This window comes from Pseudomonas sp. NFPP25, from assembly GCF_900116505.1.
GTDB lineage: Bacteria > Pseudomonadota > Gammaproteobacteria > Pseudomonadales > Pseudomonadaceae > Aquipseudomonas > Aquipseudomonas protegens.
In genome coordinates, this window is the sequence record NZ_FPBG01000003.1 from 694,613 (window position 1) to 710,872 (window position 16,260).

Below are 16,260 nucleotides of genomic sequence, written 5' to 3' on the forward strand. Positions count from 1 at the left end.
CACAAGCAATCACTGGAGGCCGCTCATGGCTAAAGAAATTCTCTGTGCATTTGGTGTCGATGTGGACGCGGTGGCCGGCTGGCTCGGTTCCTACGGCGGCGAGGATTCGCCGGACGACATCTCCCGCGGCCTGTTCGCCGGCGAGGTCGGCGCGCCGCGCCTGCTCAAGCTGTTCGAGCGTTATGGCCTGCGCACCACCTGGTTCATTCCCGGCCACTCCATGGAGACCTTTCCCGAGCAGATGAAGGCGGTTGCCGAGGCCGGCCACGAGATCGGCGTGCACGGCTACAGCCACGAAAACCCCATCGCCATGACCCCGGAACAGGAAGAGATCGTCCTCGACAAATCCATCGAGCTGATCACCCGGGTCACCGGCAAGCGCCCCACCGGCTACGTTGCGCCCTGGTGGGAATTCAGCAAGGTGACCAACGAGCTGCTGCTGAAAAAGGGCATCAAGTACGACCACAGCCTGATGCACAACGACTTCCATCCCTACTACGTGCGGGTCGGCGACAGCTGGACCAAGATCGACTACAGCCAGCACCCCGACACCTGGATGAAACCTTTGGTGCGGGGCCAGGAAACCGACCTGGTGGAGATCCCGGCCAACTGGTACCTGGACGACCTGCCGCCGATGATGTTCATCAAGAAGGCGCCCAACAGCCACGGTTTCGTCAACCCGCGGCACCTGGAGGAAATGTGGCGCGACCAGTTCGACTGGGTCTACCGCGAGCATGAGCACGCGGTGTTCACCATGACCATCCACCCCGACGTCTCCGGCCGCCCGCAAGTGCTGTTGATGCTCGAACGCCTGATCGAACACATCCAGAGCCATGCCGGCGTGCGCTTCGTCACCTTCGACGAGATCGCCGACGACTTTATCCGCCGCCACCCGCGCAACCGCTGACCCCGGCCACTTCATCGAGGCGTGACTGATGTCTATCTATAACAAGCTCGACCTGACTGGCTGGAAACCCCAGCAGTTGACCCCGGCCCAAGTGCGCTTCGCCACCTGGATCGCCTTCTTCGCCTGGGTGTTTGCGGTGTACGACTTCATTCTGTTTGGCACCCTGCTGCCGGAGATCGGCCGGCACTTCGGCTGGGGCGAGGTCGAGCAGGCCGAGATCGCCACCTGGGTGGCGGTGGGCACCGCGGTGGTGGCCCTGGCCATCGGGCCGCTGGTGGACAAGCTGGGCCGGCGCATGGGCATCATTTTCACCGTCAGCGGTTCGGCCATCTGCTCGGCGCTGACCGCCATCGGCGGCGCCTGGGGCAAGTCGCCGCTGATCCTGATCCGCTCCCTGGGCGGCCTGGGCTATGCCGAGGAAACGGTGAACGCCACCTACCTCAGCGAGTTGTACGCGGCATCCGACGACCCGCAACTGGCCAAGCGCCGGGGCTTCATCTACAGCCTGGTGCAGGGTGGCTGGCCGGTGGGGGCGCTGATCGCCGCCGGGTTGACCGCGGTGCTGCTGCCGATCATCGGCTGGCAAGGCTGCTTCATCTTCGCCGCGATCCCGGCCATCGTCATTGCGGTGATGGCGCGCAAGCTCAAGGAGAGCCCGCAGTTCCAGATCCACCAGCGCATCAGCCAGCTGCGCAAAAGTGGTTCGGTGAGCGAGGCCCAGGCGGTGGCGCTGACCTATGGCGTGGACTATGACGAGCACAGCAAGGCCGGCCTGGCTGCGGCCTTTCGTGGCCCGGCGCGGCGCGCGACCCTGGTGATCGGCGCGGCGATCCTGCTCAACTGGGCGGCGATCCAGGTGTTCAGCGTGCTCGGCACGTCGGTGATCGTCAGCGTGCACCACATCTCCTTCGAGAACTCGCTGATCATCCTGGTGCTCTCCAACCTGGTGGGCTACTGCGGCTACCTGAGCCACGGCTGGATGGGCGACAAGATCGGCCGGCGCAATGTCATCGGCCTGGGCTGGATGCTCGGCGGCCTGTCGTTCGCCGGCATGCTCTACGGCCCGAGCAACATGCCGATGGTGGTGGGTCTCTACAGCCTGGGCCTGTTCTTCCTGATCGGCCCGTACTCGGCGGCGCTGTTCTTCATCAGCGAAAGCTTCCCTACCAGCATCCGCGCCACCGGCGGCGCGATCATCCACGCCATGGGGCCGATCGGCGCGGTGGTGGCGGGTTTCGGCGCCACCCAGGTGCTGTCCGCCGGTGGCGACTGGCAGACCTCGGCGCTGTATTTCGGCGCGCTGCCTTGTTTCCTCTCCGGTGCGCTGATGTTCGCCGCGCGCCATGTGCGTCCTGAATCCGTTCAATAAGGAAAGTTATCCATGACTCAAAAAGTCGCCGTGATCACCGGTGCCGCCAGCGGCATCGGCCAGGCCCTGGCCGTGGCCTATGCACGGGCCGGTGTGGCGGTGGTGGGCGGGTATTTCCCCGCCGACCCCCATGACCCGCAAGCCACCCGCGACCTCGTGGCCGAGGCGGGCGGGCACTGCCTGATGCTGCCCCTGGACGTGACCGACAGCGCCTCGGTGGACGCCCTGGCCGAGCAGGCAGTGGCGCACTTTGGCCGCCTCGATTACGCCGTGGCCAATGCCGGCCTGCTGCGCCGCGCACCCTTGCTGGACATGACCGACGCGGCCTGGAACGCCATGCTCGATGTGGACCTGACCGGGGTCATGCGCACCTTCCGCGCGGCGGTCAAACACATGGGTGAGGGCGGTGCCCTGGTGGCGATTTCGTCGATTGCCGGTGGCGTCTACGGCTGGCAGGAGCACGCTCACTATGCAGCGGCCAAGGCCGGGGTGCCGGGGTTGTGCCGCTCGCTGGCAGTGGAACTGGCGGCCAGGGGCATTCGCTGCAACGCGGTGATCCCGGGGTTGATCGAGACCCCGCAGTCGCTGGACAGCCAGAACTCCCTGGGCCCGGAAGGCCTGGCCAAGGCGGCCCGTGCCATCCCCCTGGGCCGGGTCGGGCGGGCCGATGAAGTGGCGTCCCTGGTGCGCTTTCTCACCAGCGAGGAGTCCAGCTACCTCACCGGGCAGAGCATCGTCATCGATGGCGGCCTGACGGTGCGCTGGCCGGATTGAACCCCTTCGCCAGCCAGCCGGCTCGTGCAGGCGGCTCACCGCCTCCGTAGGAGCAGGCTGGCCAGCGAACCGCACACCCTTGAAGGAGAAAGTCCCATGCAACACCTGCACAACCGCCGCGCCGTGATCACCGGCGCCGGCAGCGGTATCGGCGCCGCTATCGCCCGGGCCTACGCGGTGGCGGGAGCACGCCTGCTGCTGGCTGACCGCGACCCCGCGCGCCTGGCCGAGAGCGCCCAAGCCTGCCGCGAGCTGGGCGCTGAAGTCGTCGAATGCGTGGCCGATGTCGGCAGCGTCGAAGGGGCCCAGGCCGGAGTCGATGCCTGTGTCGAGCATTTCGGCGGTATCGATATCCTGGTGAACAACGCCGGCATGCTGACCCAGGCGCGCTGCGTCGATCTGTCCATTGAGATGTGGAACGACATGCTGCGGGTCGATCTCACCAGCGTCTTCGTCGCCAGCCAGCGGGCCTTGCCCCATATGCTGGCGCAGCGTTGGGGGCGGATCATCAACGTCGCCTCGCAGTTGGGAATCAAGGGCGGCGCCGAGCTGACCCACTACGCCGCGGCCAAGGCCGGGGTCATCGGTTTCACCAAGTCCCTGGCCCTGGAAGTGGCCAAGGACAACGTACTGGTCAACGCCATCGCCCCGGGGCCGATCGAGACGCCGCTGGTGTCTGGCATCAGCAGCGCCTGGAAAACCGCCAAGGCCGCCGAGCTGCCCCTGGGGCGCTTCGGCCTGGCCGATGAAGTGGCGCCCACCGCGGTGCTGCTGGCCAGCGAGCCGGGGGGCAACCTGTTCGTCGGCCAGACCCTGGGCCCGAACTCCGGGGATGTCATGCCATGAAGGAGGGCTGAGCATGTGCGGGTTATGCGGGCTGCTGGGCGAAGACGTGCACTGGAGCGACCCGCTGGGGGATGAACTGCCCCGGCGTCGCGAACGCTTGCGCAGAATCGCCGCGATCAACCGGGTACTGGTGCCGTTGCGGCTCAAGGTCGAAGACTTCCAGGGCTCGGCCTATCTGCTGCTGGGGGCGACCGGCCGCCAGGAACTGGCCAGCGGCCTGGAGCAGTTGTGGAGCCTGGCCGAATCCATGCTCGGCCGGCCCCTCGATCCTCTGGACCCTGTGATCCTCAAGCACCTGGAGCAACAGCCATGAGCCTGCCCCTGAACGTCATCACCGGGTTTCTCGGCAGTGGCAAGACCACCTTGCTCAACCGCCTGTTGCAGGACCAGAGCCTGGGGGACACGGCGCTGCTGATCAACGAGTTCGGTGATATCGGCATCGATCATTTGCTGGTGCAGGAGGTGGCGCCGGACACGGTGCTGCTGCCCAGCGGCTGTGTCTGCTGTTCGGTTCGCGGCGAACTGAAAGAGGCGCTGTTGGCGCTCCTGGCGCGGCGTAGCCGGGGCGAGGTTCCGGCCTTTCGCCGGGTGCTGCTGGAAACCACCGGGCTGGCCGACCCGGCGCCGATCCTGGCCACGGTGAACAACGATCCGCAATTGCGCGGGCGGGTGCACATCGGCCTGCTGGTGACCCTGGTGGACGCCAGCCACGCGGCGTTGCAGGAGCGCCTGCACCCGGAGTGGCTGGCCCAGGTGGCGGCCGCGGATCGCTTGCTGCTGAGCAAGACCGATTGTGTCGACGAAGCAACCCAGGCGGCATTGCGCGAGCATTTGCAGCGGCTCAATCCCGGGGCGCCCCTGTTGCTGACCCAGGCGATCCAGAGTGGCGATCAGCTGTTGCTGGGGGAGGGGCTGCGCGGTGCGACGGCAGAGCGGGAAGTGGCGCGCTGGCAGTTGCAGGGGCCACTCAAAGCGGCTGCGCCACAGCATGGCGCGGCGCAAGTGTGCAGCCTGGAGTTCGAGCAAGCCCTGGATTGGGTGGGCTTCGGGGTCTGGTTGTCGATGCTGCTAAGATGCCACGGCGAACGAATTCTGCGGGTGAAAGGATTGCTCAACATCAACGCCAACCAGGCCCCCATCGTCATCCATGGCGTGCAGCATTGCCTGCACGCACCCGTGCATCTGCCCCGTTGGCCCAGTGCCGACCATCGCTCGCGGCTGGTGTTTATCCTGCGCGGGCTGGAGCCCGAACAACTACGTCGCTCCTTCGAGGTGTTCGCCCGCAGTTTCGCCCCGGCCGCCGGGGAGGGTGCCTGATGGCGGCGACGCAACCAGTCACCCTGCGGGTGCTGGGCACCTCGGTGACCCTGCTCGAATCCCTGCGGGTGCGTGCCGAGCAGGACCTGGGCATCCGCCTGGTGTATCAGGTACACGATGTGGAGCAGGCCCAGCGCATCGCGGTGATGCAGCCGGACAGCTACGACCTCTATGACCAGTGGTTTCACAACGTCGATTTTGTCTGGCCGGCCCAGGCGATCCAGCCCATCGATACCCGGCGCATTGCCCTGTGGCACGAGATCAACGACCTGCCCAAGCGCGGGCGCCTGTCGCCGGACGATCGCCTGGGCAGTGGCAGCGTGCCCAGCGAACGGCTCTATGTGCAGCACGACGGTAGCCTGGGCAGCACGGCCAGCGAGCGCATCAGCATGCTGCCGCTGACCCACAACGCCGACAGTTTCGCCTACCGCCCGGAGCGCCTGCCGGCGGGTTTTTCCAGCGCCAACGAAAGCTGGGGCTGGCTGCTGGAGCCGGCCTGGAGCGGGCGCATTGCCTTGCAGAGCGATGCAGCGATCGGTGCCCTGGACGCCGCCCTGGCGGTGCAGGGCTGTGGCCTGGAATCCTTCAAGGACATCGGCAACCTGAGCATCGAAGAGATCGACCGGCTGGCAGGGATCCTGGTGCGCAAGCAGCGTGAAGGGCATTTCGCGGCGTTCTGGTCGGACGATGAAGAGGCCGCGCAATTGATGCTCAGCCCGCGCATCGATATCCAGAGCCTGTGGTCGCCGACGCTGATGCGCCTGCACCGGGCGGGGGTCAAATACCGCCTGGCAGTGCCGAAGGAAGGCTACCGCGCCTGGTTCGGCGGGCTGTCGTTGTCGCGCCACGCCAAGGGCGCGGTGCTGGATGCAGCCTATGCCTACCTCAACTGGTGGCTGTCGGGCTGGCCCGGTGCGGTGATGGCACGCCAGGGCTACTACATCGGCAACCCGGCGCGTACCCGCGATCACCTGAGCAGCGCCGAGTGGGATTACTGGTACGCCGGCAAACCGGCCCGGGAAGAGTTGCCGGGTAGCGACGGCGAACCGCTGATCGATATCGGCGAGACCCGCGATGGCGGTTCCTACCAGCAGCGCATGGGGCATATCGCCGTGTGGAACTCGGTGATGGACGAGCACAACTACCTGGTGCGGCGCTGGGGGGATTTCCTGCGGGCGGGGCGGGTCGCGGGCCGGGGCAAAGGCTGAAGGTCAAAGCCCCAGGCGCGCCAGCTGGCGCAGGTCGGCGATCACCGCGGGGTTGCCGCCTTCGAGCACATCCAGGCGCATCTGCGCGATCAGCGCTTTCAGCAGCTCGGTCTGGGTCATCCGGGTGGCTTGCAGCAGGCGCGCAAGATCCTCGGCCACATAGTGGTTGACCTTCAGCGACAGGCGTTTCATGGCATGCACGGCAGGCAACTGGCGGGCCTCGGCCTGCTCGGCCAGGTACGCGACGAAGCCGCTGTGCACTTGCTCCAGGGAAGACGCCGCGGGGGCGCTGAAGTAGTAGCCGAGGAACAGTTTGCGCATCTGCACTCCGGCATCCGGGGCCACGCAGTGCATCGCCGCATCCAGTACATCGAGGTAGACCGCCGGCAGCCGCGCCTCGATGGAGGTCAATGATTGCTTGCGCGCTTCCTTGATCGCCGGTGTGGACTGGGGCGGGATGGCCACCACCGTGGCGCAGAGGTCGCAAACCCCCACCAGGATGTCCCGGGCCAGGCCATGGCCGTCGCTGAAAGGGACGTCGCGCCGCAGGTAGGTGATGCCGACGACCTGTTGGCAATGCTCGCAGAGCGCCTTGCCCCGGTCGCCTTGCAGAAAGAGTTTCATGGGATGCCCTCATCGGTGAACGCTGATGAACCACACATCTGGCTCGATAAAGTAGAACTTGATGTACCAGCCGGCCTTTTTCAGCACGTGGACCGCGATGCCCGGGACGCTGTGGTGGGCGCTGCAACTGTGGTCCTGGCCCTTGCAGGCATTGATGACCTCGATCAGTTGACTGGTCGAGATCTCGCCGGTGGCCAGCAGGTTCTTGACCTCGATCGAGCCGCGCGCGGCATGCAGATAGTGGCCGCTTTGTAAGGCATTGATCAGGTCCCGCCTGACCTTCCTGAAGCCTCTGTCCATGACGTCTTCTGGTTTGTACGACAAGTGTCGTACGGAATCAATGGGGAGTTGACTGAAAGCGCCCAAAGGCATTTCAGCGGTTTTCAGAGGGGAGTCGATCTTAGCCCGGCAGGTGCGGGCGGCAGGGCTTGGCTAACGGTTTGCAATACATCCGTAATGGCCAACGGCTGGCCTGTTGCGGTGCGTCCGATGCACCGCAGCCAGTTGCCGTCAGAAGAAGCGGGTCACGCTGATCTTGGCGTTGCGCCCCAGGCTGGATGCGTTATCGCCGCTCAGTGGTGGGCGATAGTCACGGTTGAACATGTTGTCCAGGGTGAAGTTGACTTCGGTGCCCTTGAGGTAAGGCTGCTGGGGTTTCCAGTTGGCGAACAGGCCGTGCACGTTGTAGCGGTCGTTCTTGTACTGGTCCCAGTAGGCGTCGCCCAAGGCGCTGGCCGGGCCGCCGGCATAGATGTCGCTGGGTACCCGGTCAGTCTGGCGCACCCACTGGCCCTGCCAGCCCACTTGCGCATCCCACTGTGGAATCTTCACCCCCAGGCTGGCCACCCACTTGCGTGGCGGAATGTCCCGGGCCCAGACGTTCGGCCCCCAGGGGTTGGTGTAGGCGCCTTCATGCTTACCGGTAATCCACGAGTAGGACAGCGAGCCGAACAGGTAGGTCGAGTCGTAGAAGCTTTCCACCTCGAAGCCCTTGATGGTCAGGTCGCCGATATTGCGGTAGACGCCTATGGTCGGCTGGTTGCACACCTGGCCGATGCTCTTGCCGCTGCTGAGTTGCTCGGGGCAGCCGATCCCGAGGTTCTTCATGATTTCGTCTTTGATGGTGTTGTGGAACAGCGTGGTACGCACCTGGACGCGGTCGGCCTGGGTGAACACGTCGGAGAAGCTGGTGATGTTACCGGCGCGCAACGCGGTGATGCGTTCCGGGTCGAGGTCTCGGCTGGTGGCGGAACGGGTGGAGGCGGCCGACTGGACCTCGTACTGCTCGTCGATCACCGGCGCGCGCCAGGTCTTGCTGTAGTCGGCGAACAGGGCGAATTGCGGGGTCACTGTCCAGAACGCCGACAGCCGAGGCGACCAGCCGGTGTAGGTCTTGTCGCCGTAATCGTGGCCCGCCACCGGGTCGGGGCTGTTGTAGAACGGTGCGTCGTTCTTCTCGCCGCGGTTGCGCACATGGTCGTAGCGCAGGGACGGGGTCAGGGTGAAGTCCCCCAGGGTGATGGCGTCCTGGATGTAGAAGGCATTGTTGTCGACCTTGCCGTGGGGCATGAAGCCAGGCTGGTAGTGGCCGTAGTTGTACTTGGGTACTTCATAGGTCTTGCCCGGCATCCACATGTCCACTTCGCGAGTGTGCTTGCGGATCTGGATGCCATTGGTCAGCGCGTGTTCCAGCGGGCCGGTGCTGAAGCGGCTGGTGTTTTTCAGGGCCAGGATCTTGTCGTCATAGCCCACGGTGATCTTGCGGCCACCGGAGGCCGGCTGGAAGAAGGCGTTCGGCCCGCGTTCGTCGGTCTGGTCGGTGGTGGAATCGGAGTACTTGGCCTCGAAGTCGATCCATGGATTGTCCACGGGGGTGTACTGGTACTTGGCGATCCAGGTGGTGTCGATGGTATTGCGCTGGGCCAGGAAGCGGCGGGTGGCGCCGTCATAACCGTACTTGTTGATGTCGCTCTGGCTCGGTGGCGTCGGGTAGCTCTTGGCCGAGAAGGGCGCCCAGATGTCGCTGTTGGAGCGCATGTAGCTGAAGCCCAGGCGATGTTCGTCGGTCAGTTGCATGTTCAGCTTGAACAGCTCGCCTTCCATGTCCTGGGCGGTATTGGGCAGGCGCTTGGGGTTGATCGGGTAGGCGTTGCGCGGGTCGGGCTGGGCGCTGGCGATCTTCATGTCGTCGCCGTCGCGCTTGGTCCAGTAGGCCAGGGCATCGAAGCGGTGATCATCGGTACGGCCGTACACCGCGCCGGTGTAGGCCTGTTCATGGCTGTTGCTGCTGTAGCCGTACTTGACCATGGCGCCGGCGTTGCGACCTTCCTGCAGCAGGTCCGGGGCGTCCTTGGTCTCCATGTGCACGGTGCCGCCGAAACCACCGTTGCCGGTCTCGGGGGAGTGCGGGCCTTTTTCCACTTCGATGCGCTTGATCAGCTCCGGCTCGATGAACACCGAACCCTGCTGGTAGCGTTCGAAGCCGCTCTTGGTGGCGCCGTCGACGCTCATCGGCACATCTTCGGCGTCCCCCAGGCCCCAGATGTTGATGGTCTGGCCACCGGGTTTGAGCGAGCCGCCCAGGCTCACGCCGGGCAGGGTGTCGATCAGGCTGACCACGTTGGTGGCCTGGTGGCGATCGATTTCCGCCTGGTTCAGGGTCGAGCGGCCGACACTCGAGGAATCCACTTCGGTGCCGTTGCCGATCACGCTCATGGCCCCCAGTTGCAGGGCCGAACCACTGCTCAGGTTGGTGTCGGCGGGGCGCACGATGTAGGTGTTGTCGACCTTCACCAGGTTGAACCGACCGTCCTGCAGCAAGGTGCGAATCGCCTCTTCCGGGCTGTAGTCACCCTGCAGGGCCGGCGCCTTGGCGTTGCGCAGCAGTTGCTCATCGAACAGCAGCTGGATCTTCGCCTGCTGGGCGATCTGGCTCAGGGACGCGGCCAGAGGCTGCGCCGGCAACTGGAAATGCAGCGGCCCGGCGTAGGCCTGCAGGCTGAATGCCAGGCAGGCGGCGAGCAGGGTAGGGCGGGTACGGACTAACGGAACAGGCAAGAGCGCGCGAAACATGACTTCCCCCAGAGCGGCTTAAAGGCCAAAAAAGCGCTGCGTACAGATCGCAGACGGGAGGAAGACGCGGCAGTGAAAAAAAACCTCATATGCGAATGCAAAATATTCTCATATGAGTGGATCAACGAGCCTCGAGCCTCAGCTGGCCGTCGGCCAGGGGTACGGCTTTTACCGGAATCAGCACGGGCAGTGCCTTGATCAGGGCGTCGGGGTCGTTGACATCGAGGTTGCCCGAGACCTTGTAGGCCCCCAGCGAACCCTCGGCCAGTTGCACCGGCTGGCGCCGATACAGGTTCAACTCATCCACCAGGCTGGCCAGGTCGCGGTTGCGAAAGGCCAGGTGCCCGCTGCGCCAGTCCGCGACCTCATCGCTGTCCAGGGTCTGCTGGCGCAGGGTGCCTTTGTGCAGGTCATAGGTGGCTTGCTGGCGGGCGCCGAGCAGGGTCAACTCCCCGGGCTTGCCGTCCGGGCTGAAGGCCACCTGGCCGTGGGCGACGCTGACCACCAGCTGGCGCTGGCCACGACGCACGTCGAAGGCGGTGCCCACCACCCGCACTTTGGCCGCGCCGCTGTGCACCCACAGCGGGCGCTCCTTGTCGGCGGCCACTTCCAGGTACAGCTGGCCCTGTTGCAGGTAGATATCACGCTGCTGGGCGCTGAAATCCACTTTCACCTGGGTGTTGGCGTTGACGTACAGGGTGCTGCCATCGGGCAGCTTGAAGGCGCGGGCGCCCTTTTCCTGGGCCGCCACCTGCTGGATGTAGGGCCCCTGGGGCGTGCCCAGGTTGACTGCCAGCACCGCACAGAGCACCGCCGCGGCCGCCGCCAGGGCCGGGCGCCAGGGGGCGGGCTTGCGCCGGGGCAGGGGAATGGGCCGGCTCAGTTGCTGCAATTGCGCAAGATCGACCCACAGTTCTTCGAACTCGGCATAGGCCCGGGCGTGGGCCGGCTCGCTGACCCAGGCATCGAAGGCCTTGCGCGTGGCGCGGTCCGGGTCGTTGCGGTTGCGGGCGAACCAGCTGGCGGCCTCGGCGTCGATCTGCTCGCTGTCGAGGTCGTTGTGGGTGCCGGAAAAGCGGGTCATTCAGGCTGCTCCTTGCCGTTTTCTCGTTGTAGGTGCTGCTTGCAGTGCAGCAGGGCAAAGGCGATGTGTTTTTCCACCATGCTCACGGAAATGCCCATGCGCTCGGCGATCTGCGTCTGGCTCAGCCCTTCGAAGCGGTGCAGCATAAGGGCTTCGCGGCGGCGCGGCGAGAGTTGGGCGAGCACTTCTTTCAACTGTTCCAGGCGTTGCAGGCGCTGGGCCGCGGGCAGGGGCTCATGCTGCTCGTCGGCCAGGGGCTCGTTGTCCAGGCTTTGCTCGTGGTGCCCGTCCTGATGAGCCCGGGAGCGTACCTGCTGGCGCCGCCAATGATCACGCAGCAGGTTGCGTGCCATCTGGAACAGGAAGGCCCGGGGCTGTTCGACCTGGGCCCGGTCACGGTAGTCGAGCCATTGGGTGAACACGTCCTGGGTCATGTCCGCCGCGTCGCTGGCGTTGTCCGTGCGTTTACGCAGGAAATGCAGGATGTCCGCATAGAACCCGCGAACAGAGTCCGCCGACGCAGAGTCGGGCTTGGAGCGAGACATGGATATCCTTCTTGACGACGCGGTGAGCACAAGGTCGCGAATGATATCGAGAATTATTGCTATTTGCCATCCGGGCAGATTGATGATCGACCAGCACCGCCTACGCGCCCGAAATACCCCTCCTCGCAGGAGCGGGCTTGCCCGCGAGGGTGCCCTTGCGAGCGATGCCAGGCCTGCGGCCTCTTCGCCGGCAAGCCGGCTCCTACAGTGCAGAGGCGGGGTCTGTAGGAGCTGGCTTGCCAGCGAAGCGGTTCAGATGACGAAGAAGCCGTGGGTGCCATCCCGGCCCAACTGCGCCACCAGGCCGAATTCCCAGTCCAGGTAGCCCTGCATGGCTTCTTTCGGGTTGTCGGTGCCTTCATAGGGGCGCCGGTAGCGGTCGATCCGGGGTGAAGCCAGTTGCTGGCGGCTTTCTTCCACGGGCAGGCCGGCTTCGATCCAGGCCGCGGTGCCACCGCTGAGGAGGAACACCGGACGCTGGGTCAGGGCCTGCAGCTGCGGCACCACGAAGCGCGCCAGCAGGCTGCTGCCGCAGGTCAGGACATAGCGCTCCGCCTGTGGCAACTGGGCCAGGGCTTCCTGCAACTGGCTGGGCAATGCCCACCAGGCGCCGGGGATGTGGCGCTGCACGTAGTTGGCGCTGGCGGTGAAGTCCAGTACCAGGGTGCCGGGCTCCTGGAGCCAGGTGGCGAGGGTGCGGGGGCTGATTTCTTCGGCCGGCGAGGTGTCCGGCAGTGGCGCCTGCCAGGGGCCGCGCACGCTGAAGTCGCTGTCGCGCAGGCCGTCCAGCACCGCCACCTGCCAGCCCATCTGGGCCAGCCAGGAAGCGCTCATGTTGGCGCGCACGCCGTCGTCGTCCACCAGGACCAGGCGCGCACCGCGCACGCTGGCGAAGTGGTCGGTTTCCTGCACCAGTTGCCCACCGGGGGTGGAGCGGGCGCCGGGCAGGTGGCCAGCGGCGAATTCCTCCGGGGTGCGCACATCGAACAGGTAGCTGGTGCGCTTGGGGTCGGCCTGCCAGCGCCGCCACTGGGCCAGGTCGATGCGTGCCACGTCGGCGCGGTCGGCCACGGCCCGAGCGGCGTCCTGGGCTGGGGCCCGCTGGGCCTCGTTGATGGCCTTGAAGCGCCGGCTCTGACCGTGTTCGAGCTTCTGCCCGGCCAGGGTCCAGCCGATGGTGCCATTGCGCAGTGCCGCCACCGGGTTGGGGATGCCGGCATTCACCAGGGACTGGGTGCCGATGATGCTGCGGGTGCGCCCGGCGCAATTGACCACCACCCGGGTGCGGGGATCGGGGGCCAGCTCACGCACCCGCAGCACCAGTTCGGCCCCGGGCACGCTGGTGCTGCCGGGGATGCTCATGGTCTGGTATTCGTCGAAGCGCCGGGCATCGAGCACCACCAGGTCGGCCTGCTGGTCGAGCAGTGCCTGGAGCTCCTCGGCGGCCAGGGAAGGAGTGTGGCGCTCGGCTTCCACCAGTTCGCCAAAGGCCTTGCTCGGCACGTTGACGTCCTTGAACAGCTCGCCACTGGCGCTGCGCCAACCCTCCAGGCCGCCTGCCAGCAGGGCGACATCGCTGTAGCCCAGTTGCCGCAGGCGCGTGGCGGCGCGCTGGGCCAGCCCCTCGCCCTGGTCGTAGAGGGTGATTGGGGTGTCGCGGCGGGGGATGCGCGCATACACCTCCAGCTCCAGTTTCGACAGCGCGATGTTGGCCGCGAACAGCGGGTGGGCCTCGGCGAAGGGCGCTTCTTCACGCACATCGATCAGTGCCAGCTCCTGGCGGTCGAGCAGGGCCTGGCGGATCTGTGCCGGGCTGCGGGTCGGGAAATCGGTCATTGCAGGGGCTCCTTCGACAAGTCCCAGAGGTTAGGCAGCAAATGGTTGGAGTAGCCGGAGACAAAGGGTTTTTCCTGGCCGTCCAGGTCGTACACGGCGCGCTGCACGGCACCGATATTGGCGCCATACACATGGATGCTGACGGATACCCGATCGGCATGGGCATTGCTCACCTGATGGATGTCGCCAATGCGTGGCGACACCGCTTCCACTTGGCCCGGCACCAGGCGCAGCGGCGCGCCGGCAGGCTGCAGGCGGCCGTCGGCCAGGCGTTCGAACCCCTGGCTGTCCTCGGCGCCGCGCAGCATGCCGATCAGGCCCCAGACCCGGTGGTCGTGGATCGGTGTGCGCTGCCCAGGGCCCCAGACGAAGCTGACGATGGAGAAGCGCTGGCGCGAGTCGGCATGCAGCAGGAACTGCTGGTAGCGCTGCGGATCCGGCTGGGCGAAGGCCGCGGGCAGCCAGTCGTCCTGGCTCACCAGCTGGTGCAGCAGCGCGGCGCCCTGGTCCAGCACCCGGGCTTCATCGGGATGGCTGTCCAGCAGCTCGGCCAGAGCGGCGATAAAGTCCCGCAGGCGGGCGAAGTTGGCTGATTCGATGGCGACTGTCGTGGCGTTGTGGGGCATGGGCTCCCTCCGTGGACACAAGGCAAATGACGCGAACTACACGGGCGAGCTAAAAGGTATTATTCTTATCGAACATTTTTCCAGTCATTTATTATGCGAAAAAAGAATGAAGATAGATGATCTGAATGCGTTCGTGGCGGTAATCCGCTGCCAGACCATCAGCCAGGCGGCCGATGCCCTGCAGTTGACCCAGCCAGCCATTACCCGCCGGGTGCAGAATTTCGAGGAAGCCCTGGGGGTGGAATTGCTGGACCGCAACACCAAGCCGCTCAAGCCCACCAGCATGGGCTTGCGGGTCTATGGCCAGTGCCTGGAAGTGCTGCGCAGCATCGACGCGCTGAATGAACTGGTGGCCAATGACGGCGCCCCCAGTGGTGCCCTGCGCATCGGCGTGCCGCAGACCATCGGCGATGTGGTGCTGCTCGATGCCCTGAGCCAGTTGAAGGCGCTGTATCCGCAGTTGCAGACCTCGGTGGCCACGGGCTGGGGCAGCCACCTGTTGAGCAAGGTCGAGAACGGTGAGCTGGATGTGGTGGCGGCGCTGTTTCCCGCTGGCAAGGTCTTCCCCGAAGGCGTGGTGGGCCGTTCCCTGGGCAGCATGAACCTGGTGGTGGTGGCGGCCAAGGGCGAGGTGCGCAAGCGCTCGTGCAAACTGGCCGACTGTTACCAGCGCGGCTGGGTGCTGAACCCGGACGGCTGCGGCTTTCGTGCCGGCCTGCAACGGGCGCTGAGCGCACAGGGGCTGTCGTTGCAGATCAACCTGGAAACCTTCGGCACCGAGCTGCAACTGGGGTTGATCGCCAATGGCCTGGGCTATGGCCTGGTGCCGCTGCCGCTGCTGGAAAACAGCAGCCATCGGGACAAGCTGGAGATCGTCCCGGTCAGCGACTTCAAGCCGGTGATCGACCTGTGGCTGGTCCACCCGCGGTTCCTCGGCAACCTGCAAGAGCCGGTGAGCATGTTCGGCGAGATGGTCGCCGCCCGGGTCGGCAAGGCTGCGCCGTAGGAGCTGGCTTGCCAGCGAAGGCGCCCTCGAGGCCGGTGCAAACCTCAGGGGGCTGTTCGCCGGAAAGCCGGCTCCTTCGGATTGTTTTTGATTATTGATTTGCATGTCTTGGCAATCATTGAATGCAATTTTTGTATATTAAGTTAGAACCAAAACGAATTTCACGGACGTTTTTTATGTAGTTAGCATGGGGCTCGAACGCGCTGAAATAAGGATGTTGCGATGCCTGCGCCAGCCCCCCTCACCTCGTCCCGTCGCTGGGCCGAGCGCCCCGGATACCAGCTCCTGGGCAACCTGCTGCTGCGCCTGGTCAGCCCGTTGCTGCTTCTGCTGGTGTGGGAACTGGCCTCGCGCAGCGGGCTGTTGCCGGCGCGGATCATCGCCGCTCCCAGTACCATCGGCGGCACCCTGTGGCAGATGCTCGGCAGCGGCGAACTGGCCGGGCACCTGTGGGTGTCCCTCAAGCGCGCCCTCAGTGGCCTGACCATCGGCGTCAGCCTGGGCACGCTCCTGGCCCTGGTGGCCGGGTTGTCCCGGCGCGGCGAGCTCGCCATCGATTCCCCCATGCAGATGCTGCGCACCCTGCCGTTCCTGGCCATAGTGCCGCTGTTCATTCTCTGGTTCGGCGTGGGCGAGACGCCGAAGATCGCGCTGATCGCCCTGGGCACTACCTTTCCTATCTACCTCACGCTGTTTTCCGGCATTCGCAGCCTCGATCCCAAGCTGGTGGAGGCCGCGACCCTGCTGGGCCTCAAACGCTGGGAACTGATCGTCCACGTGATCCTGCCCGGGGCCCTGCCGGCGTTCTTCGTCGGCCTGCGCTATGCCTTCGGCATCAGTTGGCTGGGGCTGGTGGTGGTGGAGCAGATCAACGCCAGCGCCGGTATCGGCTACCTGGTCAACGACGCGCGGGACTTCATGCGCACCGACGTGATCGTCATCTGCCTCCTGGTCTACAGCGTGCTCGGCCTGGGCATCGACGGGCTGGTGCGCGGCCTTGAACGTTGCGCCCTGGCCTGGCGCCCGACCTTTATCAGGAACTGACC

Annotated in this window: 16 protein-coding genes; 9 read left to right on the top strand and 7 right to left on the bottom strand. The window is 65.6% G+C overall.

Annotated elements, in window-relative coordinates; genetic code table 11:
* Positions 1-25: 25 nt before the first annotated feature.
* The 7 genes from BM382_RS15250 (at position 26) to BM382_RS15280 (ending at position 6,421) form a co-directional block, all read left to right on the top strand.
* Positions 26-907: a polysaccharide deacetylase family protein gene (locus BM382_RS15250; RefSeq protein ID WP_011059704.1), complete on the top strand. Its 882-nt coding sequence runs from the start codon at positions 26-28 to the stop codon at positions 905-907.
* A gap of 28 nt (positions 908-935) precedes the next feature.
* Positions 936-2,276: an MFS transporter gene (locus BM382_RS15255; protein WP_011059705.1), complete on the top strand. Its 1,341-nt coding sequence runs from the start codon at positions 936-938 to the stop codon at positions 2,274-2,276.
* Positions 2,277-2,288: 12 nt separating this feature from the next.
* Entirely contained in the window at positions 2,289-3,050 is a 762-nt protein-coding gene (locus tag BM382_RS15260) for an SDR family NAD(P)-dependent oxidoreductase (protein WP_019094798.1), read from the top strand.
* A 96-nt stretch (positions 3,051-3,146) separates the two neighbouring features.
* The gene (locus tag BM382_RS15265; RefSeq protein ID WP_011059707.1) at positions 3,147-3,896 is read left to right on the top strand and encodes an SDR family NAD(P)-dependent oxidoreductase; all 750 of its coding nucleotides are present in this window, start codon (positions 3,147-3,149) and stop codon (positions 3,894-3,896) included.
* Between the two features lie 13 nt (positions 3,897-3,909).
* Entirely contained in the window at positions 3,910-4,209 is a 300-nt protein-coding gene (locus tag BM382_RS15270) for a hypothetical protein (protein WP_011059708.1), read from the top strand.
* Positions 4,206-5,213: a CobW family GTP-binding protein gene (locus BM382_RS15275; RefSeq protein ID WP_011059709.1), complete on the top strand. Its 1,008-nt coding sequence runs from the start codon at positions 4,206-4,208 to the stop codon at positions 5,211-5,213. The genes BM382_RS15270 and BM382_RS15275 overlap by 4 nt, the downstream gene beginning before the upstream one ends.
* Positions 5,213-6,421, top strand: a complete 1,209-nt coding sequence (locus BM382_RS15280) for an ABC transporter substrate-binding protein (protein WP_011059710.1) — start codon at positions 5,213-5,215, stop codon at positions 6,419-6,421. Before BM382_RS15275 ends, BM382_RS15280 begins: the two co-directional genes overlap by 1 nt.
* A 3-nt stretch (positions 6,422-6,424) precedes the next feature.
* On the opposite strand, the gene BM382_RS15285 is transcribed toward BM382_RS15280, so the two are convergent.
* From BM382_RS15285 to BM382_RS15315, 7 genes are all read right to left on the bottom strand, one after another.
* The gene (locus BM382_RS15285; protein ID WP_072443217.1) at positions 6,425-7,045 is read right to left on the bottom strand and encodes a hypothetical protein; all 621 of its coding nucleotides are present in this window, start codon (positions 7,043-7,045) and stop codon (positions 6,425-6,427) included.
* Between the two features lie 9 nt (positions 7,046-7,054).
* A complete protein-coding gene (locus tag BM382_RS15290; RefSeq protein ID WP_239690412.1) occupies positions 7,055-7,345 on the bottom strand; it encodes a hypothetical protein in 291 nt (96 codons plus the stop codon).
* A 210-nt stretch (positions 7,346-7,555) separates the two neighbouring features.
* Positions 7,556-10,117 carry a TonB-dependent receptor gene (locus BM382_RS15295; protein ID WP_072443221.1) on the bottom strand — a complete coding sequence of 854 codons (2,562 nt, stop codon included), beginning with the start codon at positions 10,115-10,117 and terminating at the stop codon, positions 7,556-7,558.
* A gap of 121 nt (positions 10,118-10,238) precedes the next feature.
* The gene (locus tag BM382_RS15300; protein ID WP_011059714.1) at positions 10,239-11,201 is read right to left on the bottom strand and encodes a FecR family protein; all 963 of its coding nucleotides are present in this window, start codon (positions 11,199-11,201) and stop codon (positions 10,239-10,241) included.
* Positions 11,198-11,746 (bottom strand): RNA polymerase sigma factor, encoded by a 549-nt coding sequence (locus BM382_RS15305; protein WP_011059715.1) that lies wholly within the window; start codon positions 11,744-11,746, stop codon positions 11,198-11,200. Before BM382_RS15305 ends, BM382_RS15300 begins: the two co-directional genes overlap by 4 nt.
* Before the next feature lie 252 nt (positions 11,747-11,998).
* Positions 11,999-13,582 (bottom strand): rhodanese-related sulfurtransferase, encoded by a 1,584-nt coding sequence (locus tag BM382_RS15310; RefSeq protein WP_072443224.1) that lies wholly within the window; start codon positions 13,580-13,582, stop codon positions 11,999-12,001.
* Positions 13,579-14,208, bottom strand: coding sequence for a cysteine dioxygenase family protein (locus tag BM382_RS15315; protein ID WP_011059717.1), 630 nt, complete (start codon positions 14,206-14,208; stop codon positions 13,579-13,581). Before BM382_RS15315 ends, BM382_RS15310 begins: the two co-directional genes overlap by 4 nt.
* 106 nt (positions 14,209-14,314) lie before the next feature.
* Between BM382_RS15315 and BM382_RS15320 the strand changes: the two genes are divergently transcribed.
* Together BM382_RS15320 and BM382_RS15325 are read left to right on the top strand one after the other, a co-directional pair.
* Entirely contained in the window at positions 14,315-15,214 is a 900-nt protein-coding gene (locus BM382_RS15320) for a LysR family transcriptional regulator (RefSeq protein WP_011059718.1), read from the top strand.
* Positions 15,215-15,436: 222 nt separating this feature from the next.
* Positions 15,437-16,258: an ABC transporter permease gene (locus BM382_RS15325; protein WP_011059719.1), complete on the top strand. Its 822-nt coding sequence runs from the start codon at positions 15,437-15,439 to the stop codon at positions 16,256-16,258.
* Positions 16,259-16,260: the final 2 nt, after the last annotated feature.

What these genes read in the sequence shown, in the direction of transcription:
- BM382_RS15250 (WP_011059704.1), top strand. Translation starts at nt 26, where the DNA reads ATGGCTAAAGAAATTCTCTGTGCATTTGGTGTCGATGTGGACGCGGTG.
- BM382_RS15265 (WP_011059707.1), top strand. Translation starts at nt 3,147, where the DNA reads ATGCAACACCTGCACAACCGCCGCGCCGTGATCACCGGCGCCGGCAGC.
- BM382_RS15275 (WP_011059709.1), top strand. Translation starts at nt 4,206, where the DNA reads ATGAGCCTGCCCCTGAACGTCATCACCGGGTTTCTCGGCAGTGGCAAG.
- BM382_RS15285 (WP_072443217.1), bottom strand. Translation starts at nt 7,045, where the DNA reads ATGAAACTCTTTCTGCAAGGCGACCGGGGCAAGGCGCTCTGCGAGCAT.
- BM382_RS15325 (WP_011059719.1), top strand. Translation starts at nt 15,437, where the DNA reads ATGCCTGCGCCAGCCCCCCTCACCTCGTCCCGTCGCTGGGCCGAGCGC.
- BM382_RS15320 (WP_011059718.1), top strand. Translation starts at nt 14,315, where the DNA reads ATGAAGATAGATGATCTGAATGCGTTCGTGGCGGTAATCCGCTGCCAG.
- BM382_RS15310 (WP_072443224.1), bottom strand. Translation starts at nt 13,582, where the DNA reads ATGACCGATTTCCCGACCCGCAGCCCGGCACAGATCCGCCAGGCCCTG.
- BM382_RS15280 (WP_011059710.1), top strand. Translation starts at nt 5,213, where the DNA reads ATGGCGGCGACGCAACCAGTCACCCTGCGGGTGCTGGGCACCTCGGTG.
- BM382_RS15260 (WP_019094798.1), top strand. Translation starts at nt 2,289, where the DNA reads ATGACTCAAAAAGTCGCCGTGATCACCGGTGCCGCCAGCGGCATCGGC.
- BM382_RS15255 (WP_011059705.1), top strand. Translation starts at nt 936, where the DNA reads ATGTCTATCTATAACAAGCTCGACCTGACTGGCTGGAAACCCCAGCAG.
- BM382_RS15300 (WP_011059714.1), bottom strand. Translation starts at nt 11,201, where the DNA reads ATGACCCGCTTTTCCGGCACCCACAACGACCTCGACAGCGAGCAGATC.
- BM382_RS15315 (WP_011059717.1), bottom strand. Translation starts at nt 14,208, where the DNA reads ATGCCCCACAACGCCACGACAGTCGCCATCGAATCAGCCAACTTCGCC.
- BM382_RS15295 (WP_072443221.1), bottom strand. Translation starts at nt 10,117, where the DNA reads ATGTTTCGCGCGCTCTTGCCTGTTCCGTTAGTCCGTACCCGCCCTACC.
- BM382_RS15270 (WP_011059708.1), top strand. Translation starts at nt 3,910, where the DNA reads ATGTGCGGGTTATGCGGGCTGCTGGGCGAAGACGTGCACTGGAGCGAC.
- BM382_RS15305 (WP_011059715.1), bottom strand. Translation starts at nt 11,746, where the DNA reads ATGTCTCGCTCCAAGCCCGACTCTGCGTCGGCGGACTCTGTTCGCGGG.
- BM382_RS15290 (WP_239690412.1), bottom strand. Translation starts at nt 7,345, where the DNA reads ATGGACAGAGGCTTCAGGAAGGTCAGGCGGGACCTGATCAATGCCTTA.